This is a genomic window from Corynebacterium sp. HMSC063G05, from assembly GCF_001810555.1.
Classification (GTDB): Bacteria; Actinomycetota; Actinomycetes; order Mycobacteriales; family Mycobacteriaceae; genus Corynebacterium; species Corynebacterium jeikeium_D.
In genome coordinates this window covers 21,872-36,209 of record NZ_KV801846.1, presented here as the reverse complement: position 1 = coordinate 36,209, position 14,338 = coordinate 21,872, and the positions used below count along the sequence as shown (strand labels likewise).

At 60.0% G+C, this 14,338-nt stretch carries 15 protein-coding genes and 1 tRNA gene; 5 read left to right on the top strand and 11 right to left on the bottom strand.

The window, feature by feature from the left end; translation table 11 throughout:
* Positions 1–39: 39 nt before the first annotated feature.
* Positions 40–1,341 (bottom strand): serine hydroxymethyltransferase, encoded by a 1,302-nt coding sequence (glyA, locus tag HMPREF2751_RS04005; RefSeq protein ID WP_005510713.1) that lies wholly within the window; start codon positions 1,339–1,341, stop codon positions 40–42.
* 150 nt (positions 1,342–1,491) lie between these two features.
* On the opposite strand from glyA, the gene coaA reads away from it, so the two are divergent.
* The gene (coaA, locus tag HMPREF2751_RS04000; RefSeq protein ID WP_038626177.1) at positions 1,492–2,427 is read left to right on the top strand and encodes a type I pantothenate kinase; all 936 of its coding nucleotides are present in this window, start codon (positions 1,492–1,494) and stop codon (positions 2,425–2,427) included.
* A gap of 30 nt (positions 2,428–2,457) precedes the next feature.
* Here the strand turns inward: coaA and HMPREF2751_RS03995 are convergent, their stop codons facing one another.
* The 4 genes from HMPREF2751_RS03995 to mca form a co-directional block, all read right to left on the bottom strand.
* Entirely contained in the window at positions 2,458–3,243 is a 786-nt protein-coding gene (locus tag HMPREF2751_RS03995) for an isoprenyl transferase (protein WP_016423188.1), read from the bottom strand.
* Positions 3,244–3,281: 38 nt separating this feature from the next.
* Positions 3,282–4,373 (bottom strand): 3-deoxy-7-phosphoheptulonate synthase, encoded by a 1,092-nt coding sequence (locus HMPREF2751_RS03990; protein WP_049172260.1) that lies wholly within the window; start codon positions 4,371–4,373, stop codon positions 3,282–3,284.
* Positions 4,374–4,687: 314 nt separating this feature from the next.
* A complete protein-coding gene (locus tag HMPREF2751_RS03985; protein ID WP_016423190.1) occupies positions 4,688–4,972 on the bottom strand; it encodes a hypothetical protein in 285 nt (94 codons plus the stop codon).
* Between the two features lie 27 nt (positions 4,973–4,999).
* Positions 5,000–5,854, bottom strand: a complete 855-nt coding sequence (mca, locus tag HMPREF2751_RS03980) for a mycothiol conjugate amidase Mca (RefSeq protein WP_070546065.1) — start codon at positions 5,852–5,854, stop codon at positions 5,000–5,002.
* Positions 5,855–6,115: 261 nt separating this feature from the next.
* Here mca and HMPREF2751_RS03975 point away from each other — a divergent pair, with 261 nt between their 5' ends.
* Both HMPREF2751_RS03975 and greA read left to right on the top strand, forming a co-directional pair.
* Positions 6,116–6,583 carry a DUF4307 domain-containing protein gene (locus HMPREF2751_RS03975; RefSeq protein ID WP_070566587.1) on the top strand — a complete coding sequence of 156 codons (468 nt, stop codon included), beginning with the start codon at positions 6,116–6,118 and terminating at the stop codon, positions 6,581–6,583.
* A gap of 174 nt (positions 6,584–6,757) precedes the next feature.
* Positions 6,758–7,270, top strand: a complete 513-nt coding sequence (greA, locus tag HMPREF2751_RS03970) for a transcription elongation factor GreA (protein WP_048733968.1) — start codon at positions 6,758–6,760, stop codon at positions 7,268–7,270.
* 250 nt (positions 7,271–7,520) lie between these two features.
* On the opposite strand, the gene HMPREF2751_RS03965 is transcribed toward greA, so the two are convergent.
* Positions 7,521–8,348, bottom strand: a complete 828-nt coding sequence (locus tag HMPREF2751_RS03965; RefSeq protein WP_048733966.1) for a Bax inhibitor-1/YccA family protein — start codon at positions 8,346–8,348, stop codon at positions 7,521–7,523.
* A 235-nt stretch (positions 8,349–8,583) separates the two neighbouring features.
* Here HMPREF2751_RS03965 and HMPREF2751_RS03960 point away from each other — a divergent pair, with 235 nt between their 5' ends.
* Positions 8,584–8,916 carry a hypothetical protein gene (locus HMPREF2751_RS03960; protein ID WP_048733964.1) on the top strand — a complete coding sequence of 111 codons (333 nt, stop codon included), beginning with the start codon at positions 8,584–8,586 and terminating at the stop codon, positions 8,914–8,916.
* A 71-nt stretch (positions 8,917–8,987) separates the two neighbouring features.
* Positions 8,988–10,571, top strand: coding sequence for a succinic semialdehyde dehydrogenase (locus tag HMPREF2751_RS03955; protein WP_048733962.1), 1,584 nt, complete (start codon positions 8,988–8,990; stop codon positions 10,569–10,571).
* A gap of 62 nt (positions 10,572–10,633) precedes the next feature.
* On the opposite strand, the gene HMPREF2751_RS03950 is transcribed toward HMPREF2751_RS03955, so the two are convergent.
* The 5 genes from HMPREF2751_RS03950 to eno form a co-directional block, all read right to left on the bottom strand.
* Positions 10,634–10,710 (bottom strand) — tRNA-Leu (locus HMPREF2751_RS03950).
* Between the two features lie 12 nt (positions 10,711–10,722).
* Positions 10,723–11,712, bottom strand: a complete 990-nt coding sequence (locus tag HMPREF2751_RS03945) for a Ppx/GppA phosphatase family protein (protein ID WP_070595510.1) — start codon at positions 11,710–11,712, stop codon at positions 10,723–10,725.
* Positions 11,713–12,249 (bottom strand): DUF501 domain-containing protein, encoded by a 537-nt coding sequence (locus tag HMPREF2751_RS03940; RefSeq protein ID WP_048733959.1) that lies wholly within the window; start codon positions 12,247–12,249, stop codon positions 11,713–11,715.
* 139 nt (positions 12,250–12,388) lie between these two features.
* Positions 12,389–12,925, bottom strand: a complete 537-nt coding sequence (locus tag HMPREF2751_RS03935) for an FtsB family cell division protein (RefSeq protein ID WP_048733957.1) — start codon at positions 12,923–12,925, stop codon at positions 12,389–12,391.
* A 112-nt stretch (positions 12,926–13,037) separates the two neighbouring features.
* A complete protein-coding gene (gene eno / locus HMPREF2751_RS03930; RefSeq protein ID WP_048733955.1) occupies positions 13,038–14,312 on the bottom strand; it encodes a phosphopyruvate hydratase in 1,275 nt (424 codons plus the stop codon).
* Positions 14,313–14,338 lie beyond the last annotated feature (26 nt).

Below are 14,338 nucleotides of genomic sequence, written 5' to 3'. Positions count from 1 at the left end.
CACTGCTAGAACGGGTACTTGCGCTGCAAAAACGCAGAATTAGATGAGGTTCCAGTCCTCGATGCCGTCGTAAAGCGGGAATTCCTGAGCAATCTTCGAAACACGAGCACGCAGGGAGTCAACATCCGCATTCTTGCCGGCGGCGAGAGCAGTACCGATGACATCGGCGACCTCGGTGAAGGCCTTCTCGTCGAGACCACGGGTGGCCAGCGCCGGAGTACCGATACGAAGTCCGGATGTAACCATCGGAGGACGCGGGTCAAACGGAACAGCATTGCGGTTGACGGTAATGCCAACAGCGTGGAGCAGATCCTCGGCCTCCTGGCCGTTCATCTCAGAATTGCGCAGATCCGCCAGAACCAGGTGGACATCGGTGCCGCCAGTGAGAACATCGACGCCAGCCTCGGCGCAGTCGGAAGCGGTGAGACGCTCAGCCAGAATGCGGGCACCAGCCAGAGTGCGCTCCTGGCGCTCCTTGAACTCCTCGGTACCAGCAATCTTCAGCGCCACGGCCTTGCCGGCGATGGCGTGCATCAGCGGACCCCCCTGCTGCCCCGGGAAAACAGCGGAGTTCAGCTTCTTGGCGTACTCCTGCTTAGCCAAAATCATGCCCGAACGAGGACCACCGAGGGTCTTGTGAACGGTAGTCGACACAACGTCAGAATGCGGAACCGGCGACGGGTGCAGACCGGCGGCAACCAGGCCTGCGAAGTGCGCCATGTCCGTCCACAACTTCGCACCGACCTCATCGGCGATGGAACGGAAAGCTTCGAAGTCGAGGTGGCGCGGGTACGCCGACCAACCTGCGATGAGAACATCCGGCTTTTCTGCGAGCGCCTGCTCACGCACCTTGTCCATATCGATCCGCATAGTGTCCTTGTCCACACCGTATGCGGCGACGTGGTAGAGCTTGCCGGAGAAGTTCAGCTTCATGCCGTGGGTCAGGTGACCGCCGTGTGCCAGGTCGAGGCCCATAATCTTGTCACCGGCGTTGATTAGCGCATGCAGAACGGCAGCGTTGGCCTGCGCACCTGCGTGTGGCTGAACGTTGGCGAACTCAGCGCCGAAGAGCTCCTTGGCGCGGTTGCGTGCCATGTCCTCGACGACGTCGACGTATTCGCAGCCACCGTAGTAACGACGGCCCGGGTAGCCTTCGGCGTACTTGTTGGTCAGAACCGAGCCCTGAGCTTGCAGCACTGCACGTGGAACAAAGTTCTCACTGGCAATCATTTCGAGCATGTCACGCTGACGAGAGAGCTCCCCTGCCATTGCCTCTGCGAGGTCGGGATCGAGTTCACGCAGCGATTGGTAGCGGACATCGTTATTGTTAGACCCGGTCATGAGTAGGTTTTCGACCTTTCAATGAAACTTCAATGCCACAGGCCATGCTAGCCCTTTATGGGGCAAACCACGAAAGCAGCACCATTCAGGTATGCCCCCTTTATTGACTCGTTTTCCGGTTTTCGGCACCCCCTTGGCACAATTGGAAGTATGACGCGCGCAACATCCCCCAGCCCGTACGTCGAGTTCAAACGCGAGCAGTGGCGCGAAATGCGCAAGAATATGCCTCTGGTGCTGACGGAAGAGGAAGCTGAACGACTTTCCGGTATCGGTGAAAACATCGACCTGGACGAAGTCGCCGAGGTCTATCTTCCGCTTTCTCGTCTGATTCACATGCGTGTGGCGGCGCATCGGGAGCTGAACGCCGTAACGTCAAACTTCCTTGGGGAAAATCCTTCGAAGGGGGCGTCGGTGCCGTTTATTATCGGCGTCGCGGGTTCGGTGGCGGTCGGCAAGTCAACGACGGCGCGTTTGCTGCAGGTCCTGCTCGAGCGCTGGGAGACTAATCCGCGGGTGGACTTGGTTACTACTGATGGCTTCCTCTATCCTTCTGAGGAATTGAATCGCCGTGGGATTATGCAGCGCAAGGGGTATCCGGAGTCGTATGATCAGCGTGCGTTGATGCGGTTTGTCACGGCGGTGAAGTCGGGGGCGCGGCATGTGAAGGCGCCGGTGTATTCGCACACGCTCTATGACCGGGTGCCGGATGAGTTCGTCGATGTCGATCGTCCGGACATTCTCATTCTCGAGGGGCTCAACGTTTTGCAGACGGGCCCGACGCTGATGATTTCCGATCTTTTCGATTTCAGTGTCTACGTCGATGCCCCGCGCGCGGACATCGAACGCTGGTACATTAATCGTTTCCTCAGTCTCCGCCAGACGGCGTTTCGCGCTCCGGGCGCGCACTTCGCGGATTACGCCACGCTTGACGACGAAGCTGCGGCCGAGGTGGCCCGACGCATTTGGCAGCAGGTGAACTTGCCGAACCTGACGGAAAATATTTTGCCCACTCGAGTGCGGGCGTCATTAGTTCTTACGAAGTCTCGGGACCACAAGGTTTCGAGGGTCCGGATGCGCAAACTCTAACATCCGGAAATTTTTCCGGATGTAGGGAGGTTATTTGCCGAAGCGGCGTGAGCGCTGCGAAAAGTCTCGAAGTGCGCGGAGGAAGTCGATGCGGCGGAATTCGGGCCAGTAGGTATCGGTGAACCAAATCTCGGAGTAGGCGGTTTGCCAGAGGAGGAAGCCGCTGAGCCGCTGTTCTCCGGAAGTGCGGATGACTAGATCGGGGTCCGGTTGTCCGGATGTGTAGAGGCGGCGAGAAATGGCATCGGTGGTGATGCGCTCCTCAAGCTCGGAAGCATCGATTCCCTCGGCGACTGATTCCCGGATGATTCTGCGTACTGCGTCGACGATTTCCTGCCGGCCGCCGTAGCCAACGGCGATGTTGACCTGGATGCCGGTGTTGTTCGCGGTGACTTCTTCGTCGTGACGCAGCCGGGCGGTCATTCTTTCCGGAAGGAGCTCGAGGTGGCCGACCATGCGCAGGCGCACGTCGTTAGGCGATTGCGCCAATTCGTCGACGACGTCGGCGATGATGTCGAACAGTAATTCCAGCTCTTCGGGGTCTCGCCCGAGGTTTTCGGTGGAGAGCAGGTAGATGGTGACCAGCTCGATTTCCTGCTCGGCGCACCAGCCGACGAATTCTGCGATTTTGCGGGAGCCGACGCGGTGGCCGTGGCTGACGTCGGTGAATCCAGCCTCCCTCGCCCAGCGGCGGTTGCCATCGGCCATGATGGCAACGTGCTTGGGGCGAGGTTTTCCTTCTAGCTCTTGGGCTAGTTTGCGCTCGTAGAGCGGATAGGCGATCCGCCGGAGTGAGGACGGCTGGTTTTCTTTCACATATGTAACCCTACCCAATGGGCACGGCCACTTTGTGCTTAGTCGCGTGCCTGCCGACGCTTCCGAACTTCTGCCGCAAGCGTACGCAGCAGCCGGTCGGTGGTTTCCCAATCCATGCACGCATCGGTGACGGACTTGCCGTATACGAGGCCCTTACGACCATCGGTAATTTTTTGCGCGCCGGCTTCGAGGAAGGACTCCATCATGATGCCGGTGATGCGCTCGTCGCCGCCCCCGATGAGCTTGCCGAGCTCCTCAACGACCTCGGCCTGGCGCACCTCGGATTTTCCGGAATTGGCGTGGGAGGCATCCACCATGATGCTGACGGTTTGCTCGGCCTTGTTCAGGCGCGCTTCGGCGTCGTTAAGCGATTCTTCGTCCCAGTTCGGGCCGGAGGTGCCACCGCGGAGGATGATGTGGCAGTTGTGGTTGCCGGCGGTTTCGACAACGGCGGCGCGGCCTTGGTCGTTCATGCCGAAGAAGAAGTGCGGGTTTGCTGCGGAGACCAGCGAGTCCACGGCGACCTGGACGTTGCCGTCGGTGCCGTTCTTGAAGCCGATGGGCACGGAAAGTCCGGAAGCGAGCTGACGATGGACCTGCGACTCCGTGGTGCGCGCACCAATTGCACCCCAGGAGACGGCGTCGGAAATGTACTGCGGGCTGTTGGGCTCGAGGAATTCGGCGCCGGCGGGCAGGCCGGTGCGCAGGACCTCGATGAGTACCTCGCGGGCCATGTGCAGGCCCTTGTTGATTTTGAAGGAGCTATCCAGGTCGGGGTCGTTGATGAGTCCCTTCCAGCCGACGGTGGTGCGCGGCTTTTCGAAGTAGACGCGCATGACGACCAGCAGGTCCTCGTCGAGCTCATCGGCGGTGGCCTTCAGGCGGCGGGCGTAGTCGATGGCGGCCTCGGGGTCGTGAATGGAGCACGGGCCGACAACGACCAGCAGACGATCGTCTTCACGGGCGATGACGCGGGCGACGTCGAGTCGCGACTGCTCTACCTCGTTAACCAGGTTTGGGGTCAGTGGCTGTTTGGCCATGACCTCTTCTGGGGAGGGCAGGTCGTGGAAGGCTACGACGCGGCGGTTCGCGGTCGAGGCGGGGGCTTCGAGGGAAGTTGGAGGGGTCATCTGAGGTCTCTTTTCTCTGGGTGATTAGTTGCGCATTTTGGCTGTAGATACGACAAAAGGCAGCGCCCCGATTGGTTGGGGCTGCTGCCTTTGACTCCGGTTGGTGGCGACGTGACGATTAGCCGCCGGCTGTGACTATGTCGTCACTGCCTCCGGAGCCTTCGAAAAATAAAATCGCCACATACGCATGTGCTTGACTGTAGCACACTGCCTAGAATCCCGCAATTCGAACTCCAAATCCCGCCACACGGGAAACAATCAGGGGTGCGCGCAACTGCCCGTCGTCAAGCGACGCGCACACACCTTGACGCTGACTACTCCGCTTCACGACGCTGCTCTGCTGCAGCCATCGCCTTATCCACAGCCTCGGAATCGAAGGGATCCATGTCGTGCGCCTCGGCGAACTTCCGGCGAGCGGCCATGCGCTTCGCGCGCCGCGAGAGATCCCAGCCGAGAGCCAGGATGACGATGAGCAAAACGACAATGATGAGCAGGCCAACAGGAGAGGCCTTTCCGAAGTCAGCACCCCGCGGACCAGTGGGGTTCTGCGCCAGGAAAATTGTCGTGCGAGCCGCCAAGGCATCGAAGCTTTCAATCATGAGTTCCAGCTTAGCGTTAATTCCGGACTATTCCGCGTCGGGGTCGATACCGGCGAAGAGATCGGTCTCTGGCAGCTCGGTCTGCACTCGAGTGCGGGCAAGCTCAAACTCTTCGGTCGGCCAAACGCGCTGCTGAATGTCTACCGGCACGGCGAAGAATGGCCCGTTCGGATCGATCTGCGTAGCGTGCGCCAGCAGCGCCTGATCCCGCTGCTGGAAGTAATCGCCGCACTCAACCTGCGTGGTCACGCGGGTCATGATGTCGCCGGGAGTCTTAGTCCAACGGCGGAAGGACTCGGCCAGCGGGCTTTCCAAACCGTTGTCGCGATAGTAGTTGTCCAGCGCGATGAGACGCGCCTTGATGAAACCGTGGGTGTAGTAGAGCTTGGAAATTTCCCATGGTTCACCGAGCTCGGGGTACTTATCCGTTCCAGACTCCAGCCAAGCGCGCATGGACACGATATGGGTCATGATGTGGTCCGGGTGCGGGTAGCCACCGTTTTCGTCGTAAGTAATGACGACGTGCGGACGAAACTCGCGAATTGCCCGAATGAGAGGCTTGGTCGCATCCTCGACCGATTGGCGAGCAAACACTCCGTGCGACAGCACCGGCACCGGGTTGCCCGCAGGCAGACCGGAGTCGGTAAAGCCGAGCCACTCATGTTCAACGCCGAGAGTCTCAGCGGCTGCAGCCATTTCGTGAACGCGCACTGCGGCGATATTCTCCCGCACCTCCGGCCGATCCATCGCAGGGTTGAGAATGCTGCCGGCCTCACCGCCGGTGCAGGTCACCACTTTGACGCGATGCCCTTCCGCCGCATATCGGGCCATCGTTGCGGCGCCCTTGCTCGATTCGTCATCAGGATGAGCGTGAATTGCCATCAGACGAAGTGTCAATTGAAGTCACTCCCGCTACTATCTCAGTCCATGTTTTCTGGCCAAGGCCGGAGCCCTTCGACCGCAACGATGCTACTCCAGCACCGTTTCAATACCGCCCCACTATAGCGCTGCACCATCATATGACCACGCAGCATCGCTACTCGGTGGAACGACATAGCAGCAGGACACCGCGCCACACCAGAAAGATTGTTTAACTGTCAACATTTTACCACGTCGACCGAGAACTCCGATAGGCTAAAAAGCATGGCTGAAAGTTCGGAGCGAAACACCCGAAATACCGCAGCGCCGAAGCGAGAGCGCGAGCGCTATGGGGACAACAGTCGCACTCTCCCCGCAAAATTGGTTGTCATCGCTATTGTTGGCATGCTCGTCATCGCCGGCGCATACATCTTCGTTCAGATGAACCGCGTCTCCGCCCCGGATGTCTCTGCAACGCAAGCGGGCTGGAGCCGCACTCCAGGTAAGGAAGATGAGCAGTTCATCTTCACGCTGGACGTCACCCGCGAAAAGCCGGAGCTGGATAGCTACTGCATTATCTATGCGCTGAACTATGACGTGGCAGAGGTCGGGCGTCGCGACGTATTCATCCCGGGCGGCGGCCCCGCTACCGTGCGGATGGACGTCCCCATTGCCACCCGCGAGCTGGCCGTCGCAGGCGATGTCTATGGCTGCTCCACCGACATTCCGGAGTTCCTCGCACCTGCGAAGTAATCTCCCTTCGCGACTGAGGATCATGCGCTGCGGGGGCACGTCGTAAAGCGTGCGCGACAACACTCCGACGCGCCTGTTATTGCCATGTGGCGTGACAGTGCTATCCTGTGACGCAGCCGACGGCCCCACGCGGGGCCGCTTTTGTATTAAATAGCCAAAAACACAGGAGGAACCATGACTGAGGCAAAGAACAATAGCCCATGGCTCACCCAGGAGTCCTACGACAAGCTCAAGGCCGAGCTTGAGGCGCTATATGAAAACCGCCCGGTCATCGCCGCCGAGATTAACGAGCGTCGCGAAGAGGGCGACTTGAAGGAAAACGCCGGCTACGATGCCGCCCGCGAGCAGCAGGGACAGGAAGAGGCACGCATCCGCTACCTCGAAGACCTGCTGCAGCGCGCCACCGTCGGCGAGATTCCACAGGAGTCCGGTGTGGCTCTGGTCGGCACCGTGGTCCACGTCTACTACGACGGCGACGAAGACGACACCGAGACCTTCCTCATCGGTACCCGTGGCGCTGACTCCTCCAACCCGAACCTGGAGACCTACTCCACCGATTCCCCGCTGGGCAAGGCTCTGGTCGGCGCTAAGGAGGGCGAGACCCGCACTTACGCTTCCCCGAGCGGCGACGAAGTGTCTGTCACTGTGGTCAAGGCTGAGCCGTACGACCCGGAGATGGACGCCTAAGCGCTCCCGGCGTTAGACCGGCCTCAACCCAGGCGGCAACTTCGGGCCACAGTGCCCGATTCTTGGACCGATAGAAGCCCATATGGCCTATCGGTCCATTTTTTGTGCCCTCTCCCGCTTCGATATCGCGCTTTACGACGTCACACTGCACAGCCCTATCGGTCAATACGTCGACTGCCAACAACAAAGCGCCGGCCAACCCGTAATAACGGGCTACCCGGCGCTTGTGCGTTAGTTAGTTTTCTAGCGTTTAGTCCCTGAAGTAGGACAGCAGACGCAGAATCTCGGTGTAGAGCCAGACCAGGGTCACAGCCAGACCGAGGGCGACACCCCAGGCGTACTGAGCCGGAGCGCCAGCGCGAACCAGGCGATCAGCCTGATCGAAGTCAATCAGGAAGCTGAAGGCTGCCAGGCCGATGCAGACCAGAGAGAAGATGATCGACAGCATGCCGCCGTCACGCAGCGGGAAGCCCAGGCCGAACAGGGAGAGCACCAGGTTGCCCAGCATGAGGACCAGGACACCAATCAGAGCCGCACTCATAAAACGGGTGAACTTCGGGGTCACGCGGATAGCGCCCGACTTGTAGACGAAGAGCATACCGATGAAGACACCCAGGGTAGCCAGCACGGCCTGCATAATCAGCGCACCAGCGGCAACGCCCTGAATTGGAGCAGTGAACATGAAGCTGATGCCACCGACGAAGAGGCCCTCGAAGGCCGCGTAGGTGAGGGTAACCGGCGCGGAGCCGTACTTCTTGCCGAAGGTGGAAACCAAAACAGTAATCAGACCACCGATGGCGCCGACAATGGTCAGAATCATGGCCAGGCTGGTGGAGACACTGACGGCAATGAAGAAATTGACCGCAGCCAAAACGATGATGGTTGCCAGCGTGATGCCGGTCTTGGAAACGACATCGTCGACCGTCATCGGACGGTAGTCGGCGGCAACCTGCGACTGGTACGGGTTATCCCCGTAGCCAGCGCCCATCTGACCTTGGCCGTAGTGATGTGCGCCCGCCTGTCCGCGGGCGACGGTCTTAGTAAGTGAACTGAATGCAGGATTGCTGCTTTCGCGCACGTCGTCCTTCTTTCTTTTCTCAGTTTTTCTTACGTTTTGTATTCAGGCACACGCGCTTACGTTTGCCTACACTTTCTACAACGGGCGATGTAAAGGTATTGTTCCCAACCCTGAAAAACAGTTAGTATCAAGGTAATTCCTCGCCTGCTGGCGGTGATTTTGTAATCGCGGAAAAACTCACAGTCGCCAGGCGTGGGCACCACATGAGTGATTATGAAACAGGAGGTTGGTCAAGATGTCTGATGGCCTTGACTACGATCCGGATACCACTGGTGATTTCGACGAGACCACGCTCGATGGCTCAGAGGGACTCGATGGCGACTTCCTCACCGGTGATGGCGAGAATTATGTAATGGATCCGCCGGACCGCTGGCGGGGCGCTTCTCCGCATGACACTCTCGGCAAGCGGTTGGCCGAGGAAAAGCCGGACATCGACGTCGACGACGATCTGGATGATGACCCGGAGATGCGCTACGGCGATGTCGACGGCCACGAACCGTTCGAGTTCGGCAACGATGGCCCGCGCGACCCGGACCGCAACCGTCGGATGGGCTGGACTACTTACTAAAGTTTTCTAAGTTTTTGTAGTTTTGCCAAATTTACTATCTCGGGGCGCCGCGCAACAGTAGTATCTGTGCCATGACAGCATCTACTGCTACGACAAACCGAACTACCATCCGCAATCCGCTTAACGACGAGCTCGTTGCCCGCCTTCTTCAGCGCGTCACGGTAGCTGATAAGTCGAAGACCGCCACTATCTCGGCACCATTTACCGGCCAGGAGCTGGCGCAGATTCCTGTCGGTACCCAGGCCGATGTCGACGAGGCCTTCAAGCGTGCCCGTGCCGCGCAGAAGAAGTGGGCCCGCATGGCGCCGGAAAAGCGCGGCGAAGTGCTGCACCACTTCCACGACCTGCTCTTTACCCACTGCGACCAGGTGCTGGACCTGCTGCAGGCCGAGACCGGTAAAAACCGCGCCAGTGCCCACGAGGAGCTCGTACACACCGCTATCACCGCCCGCTACTACGGCAATCAGGGCCCGAAACTGCTTGAGCCGAAGCGAGCGCACGGCGCGGTCCCGGTACTTTCCAAGACCACCGTCTACCACCACCCAAAGGGCGTCGTCGGTGTTATTGCTCCGTGGAACTACCCGCTGACCCTCGCGGTTTCCGATGCGCTGGCTGCACTGATGGCCGGTAACGCCATCGTGCTCAAGCCGGACAGCACCACTCCGTTTACCGCTCTCTTCGCTGTCGATTTGCTCTACCGCGCTGGCCTTCCGGAGGATCTCTTCCAGGTCATTCCAGGACCCGGTCGCGTTGTCGGCCAGGGCATTGTCGGCCAGTGTGACTTCCTGATGTTCACCGGCTCCTCCGAGACCGGCCGCTCGCTGGCACAGCAGTGCGGCGAACGCCTGATCAGTTTCTCCGCGGAGCTCGGCGGCAAGAACCCGCTGATTGTCGCTGAAGATGCCAACATCAACCGCGCGGTCGAGGGCGCACGCATTGGCTGCTTCACCAACTCCGGTCACCTGTGTGTATCCATTGAGCGAATTTATGTCGTGGACTCCGTCTGGGACGAGTTCGTCCCGGCATTCACCGACCGCGTGAAGGCAATGTCCATCGGCGCTGGCTACGAGTGGGAAACCGAGATGGGCTGTCTGCAGTCGCAGGGCCAGTTCGACATCGTCAAGTCCATGGTCGACGAGGCCATCGAGGCCGGCGCCACCGTGCTGACCGGTGGTCGTCCTCGCCCGGATCTGGGACCGCTGTTCTACGAGCCGACCGTGCTTACCGACGTCCCGGAGGGCGTCGCCCTGCTGACCGAAGAGGTATTCGGACCGGTGGTAGTCCTCCAGCGCGTCTCGGATGTCCACGAGGCTATCGCCAAGTCCAACGATTCCCGTTATGGCCTCAACGCTTCGCTGTGGACCTCCCCGCGTCGCGCAAAGGAGCTGGCTCCACAGCTTGAGGCCGGCACTGTCAATGTCAACGATGGTTTTGCTGCGGCCTTCGCGTCTGTCGATGCCCCGATGGGTGGTTTCAAGGATTCGGGTGTGGGCCGTCGTCAAGCAGCGGGCGGTTTGTTGAAGTACACCGATGAGCAGACGGTGACCGTGCAGCGTCTTTCCCCGGTATCGATGCCGCAGATGCCGCGTGAGCTGTACTCGAAGGTGTTCAACACGGCACTTGTCCTCGGCAAGAAGTTCAACGTCCTGCCGTAATCCGCATGTAGCGCGCACAAATAGCAAAAGGCCAGGTCAGAAAACTCTCTGACCTGGCCTTTTGGTGCCCCCAGTGGGACTCGAACCCACACTGAAAGGATTTTAAGTCCTCTGCCTCTGCCAATTGGGCTATAGGGGCCCCTAAGAAAGATTAATGGGCGATATGGGTGTCTACCAAACTCGCCACAATTCCGTCGAGGATATCCTTCTCGCTGATGTAGAAAAAGCGCTGCTCTTCCTTCGCTGCCTCGGAAAGCGGCAGCGCCTCAAACATGTCCATCAGACCGTCCACAATGATGGAACCGCCGGCGAAGACATCCGCGCGCTTCGGATGCATCACGGGATTGGCAGCGAGGGACTCCGCGTCGGTCTCAATCACGGACGCGGTCAGCGCACGCAACGCCGCAAAGCGCAGCTGCGACAGGTGGATTACCTCCGGGTCGTAGGTTTCTAGCCCCTGTGCCAGCGCCGACAGCGTGGTGAAGGTCCCGGCGCAGCCGACGATGGTGCGAGCCTTGTCGACAGGCACCTTCGCAACAATCTCGTCGGCCAGCTCCGCAACATACGAACGCGCCTCCTGGACCTGTTCCGCCGTCGGTGGCGAGGCCTGCAGGAACCGTTCGGTCAAGCGCACACTGCCCATAGCCACGGAATCAGAACCGGCTACCGTACCATCGTGGTCACCGACAATAACCTCGGTGGAGCCACCGCCGACGTCAATGACGCAATACGGACCGAGCTCGGGCTCCAAGTCATCTACCGCCCCGCGGAAGGACAGCGCGGCTTCCTCGTCGCCGGAAATAACCTCGGCCTCTGCACCCCAGGGAGCGAGAATCTCGCGGGTCATGGCGAAGAAATCGTCGCGGTTGCTTGCGTCGCGTGTCGCCGATGTCGCCACCATTCGGACTGCTTGCACTTTTTCGACCTGCATAAGCTCCGCATACTTCGTCAGAGCCTCCCGCACGCGCTCCAGCGCCTCTGGAGCCAGCATGCCAGTGGCATCCACGCCCTGGCCAAGGCGGACGATTTCCATCAGTCGGTGCAGTTCTGTGATTTCGAGAACTCCATCGACAACCTCGACCCGGCTGATAAGCAGGCGAAGCGAATTAGTGCCGCAGTCGACGGCAGCGAGGGTCGTCATTTATCCCTCCACCCCCGGATACGCAATACCGAGCTCGGCAATCGTGGGCCAATCTGCGGGAATCGCGGTGCCGCGCAGCTTCTCGTTCTCCGCCGCCAGCGCCACCGACTCAGTACCCAGTCGGAAGTGATTCGGCCCCTTGGCCAGCGCGTAGGCAATAAGAACGTGGAGGCACTTCACGCGCGTCGGCATGCCGCCACCGGAGAAGTCCGTGCCCAGGTCTTCCATCTCATTGCGCTCTGCCAGAAACGCCTCGTGCGCGCGCTGGTAATCGGCGGCGAGCTCTTCGTCGCTTTCCAGACGCGCGGTCATTTCTTTCATCACGCCGGTCGTCTCCAACCGAGAGGCCTCGGCGGTGAGTCGCGGATCAGTTAGGTAAAAGAGCGTGGGAAACGGAGTGCCATCGTCCAAGCGCGGCTTCGTCTTGACCACACCAGGAGTGCCGTCGGGGCTGCGGTAAGAGATGTCCACTACACCGCGCGGTTCACGTCCGAGCTGCTCCGCTATCACTTCCAAATCTGCGGTATCCACAGACATCGGTCACACTCCTTTTGCTTCCGTTTTTACTGACACATAATCTCACAGTCGCCTTACAAGCGCGTTGCTTCGCTTTACGACGGCACACTCCGCCGCGCATGCAACCTCACCGAGAGGCCCCAGGTAGCCCTACGGAGGTTTAGGACTCCGGTACCGTCGGCAAGCTCTCTGGCCTCGTTGCCTGATCGCGCCCCGGATTAGGGCGAGTCTCTTCGGGTTCGGGCGGGATGGAAATGGAATCCCACAGCGTCTCGTACCACTTCTTGGCCTGGTGCTGCGGAATTTCCTCCGGCTGCGTCACAGGCTGTTCGCCCACGGCCGGATCGAGGATACGGAATGGGGTCTCCCCCGGCTCTACCAGCCCCAGGCGCAGACGTGCCTGCTCCTTAACATAGGCGGGGTTGGAGTACAGCTCCTTTTCATCCTCTAACTGCTTAATTCGCTGTTCCATGCGAGCAATATTGTCCTGCGTTGCGGCTACATCCGCCTGCTGTTGTGCAAAAGTCCGCAGCGGAATTGCGAGAACAGATACTAAGAAAAGCACCAGCAGACCAATACCGATCTTCTGTGCCGTGCTCAGCGAGCGCATTCCCGATGCGATTGCCGCTGCCGAACGCTGCCCCGCCCCTGCAGGGCGCGACTGTGTTCCGCGGCGAGATCGGTCCGATGCACTCATGCCCCACACTCTACCCGACCGCCAGCCGATGAAATAACAAAAACCCGCCCACAACCACGTGCGTGGTGCGGACGGGCAGTGCTAGACGCAGCTTTCGCAGCGCCTCAGCTCTTTACTTGAAACGCGGGAATGCGCTGCGACCAGCGTAGACAGCAGCGTCACCCAGGTACTCCTCGATGCGCAGCAGCTGGTTGTACTTAGCAACGCGCTCGGAGCGAGCCGGAGCACCGGTCTTGATCTGGCCACAGTTCAGGCCGACAGCCAGGTCAGCGATGGTGGTGTCCTCAGTCTCACCGGAGCGGTGGGACATCATGGACTTGTAGCCGGCGTTGTGAGCCATTGCGACGGCCTCGAAGGTCTCGGACAGGGTACCAATCTGGTTGACCTTGACCAGCAGAGCGTTAGCGGCCTTCTTCTCAATGCCCTCTGCCAGACGCTTCGGGTTGGTGACGAAGAAGTCGTCGCCGACGATCTGGACCTTGTCACCAAGCTGAGCAGTCAGGGTGGTGTAGCCCTCCCAGTCATCCTCCTGCAGCGGATCCTCGATGGAGACGATGGCGTAGTTCTCAACCAGGTCAGCGTAGACAGCTGCCATCTCCTCAGCGGTGTGCTCGCCGCCCTCGAAGTGGTACTTGCCGTCCTTGAAGAACTCGGAAGAAGCGACGTCGAGAGCCAGAGCGACATCGTCGCCCAACTTGTAGCCTGCGGCCTCAATTGCCTCAACAATCAGGTCCAGTGCAGCCTTGGTGGAGTCAACCGACGGAGCGAAGCCGCCCTCATCACCGAGGCCAGTGGACAGGCCCTTGTCCTTAATGACCTTCTTGAGTGCGTGGTAGACCTCAGCACCGACGCGCAGTGCTTCCTTGAAGGTCGGGGCGCCAATCGGAGCAATCATGAACTCCTGGACGTCAACGCCGGAGTCAGCGTGTGCGCCACCGTTGAGGATGTTCATCATCGGAACCGGCAGAACGTGACCGTTCGGGCCGCCGACGTAGCGGAACAGATCCAGGCCAGCGGACTCAGCAGCAGCCTTGGCAACAGCCATGGAAACACCCAGGATTGCGTTAGCACCCAGGCGGGACTTGTTGTCGGTGCCGTCCAGCTCAATCATGGTCTTGTCAACCAGACGCTGGTCCTCAGCCTCGAGGCCAATAATTGCGTCCTCAATCTCCTCGAGCACAGCGCGGACAGCCTTCTCGACACCCTTGCCCAGGTAACGGTCTCCGCCATCGCGGAGCTCGTGTGCCTCATGAACGCCGGTGGAGGCACCGGACGGAACCGCAGCGCGGCCCACAGCGCCGTCTTCCAACAGCACCTCAACCTCAACGGTCGGGTTACCACGGGAGTCCAGAATTTCGCGTGCGTTCAACTCGATGATTGCAGCCATAGGTCACCTTTCCGCCGGAACCGTTC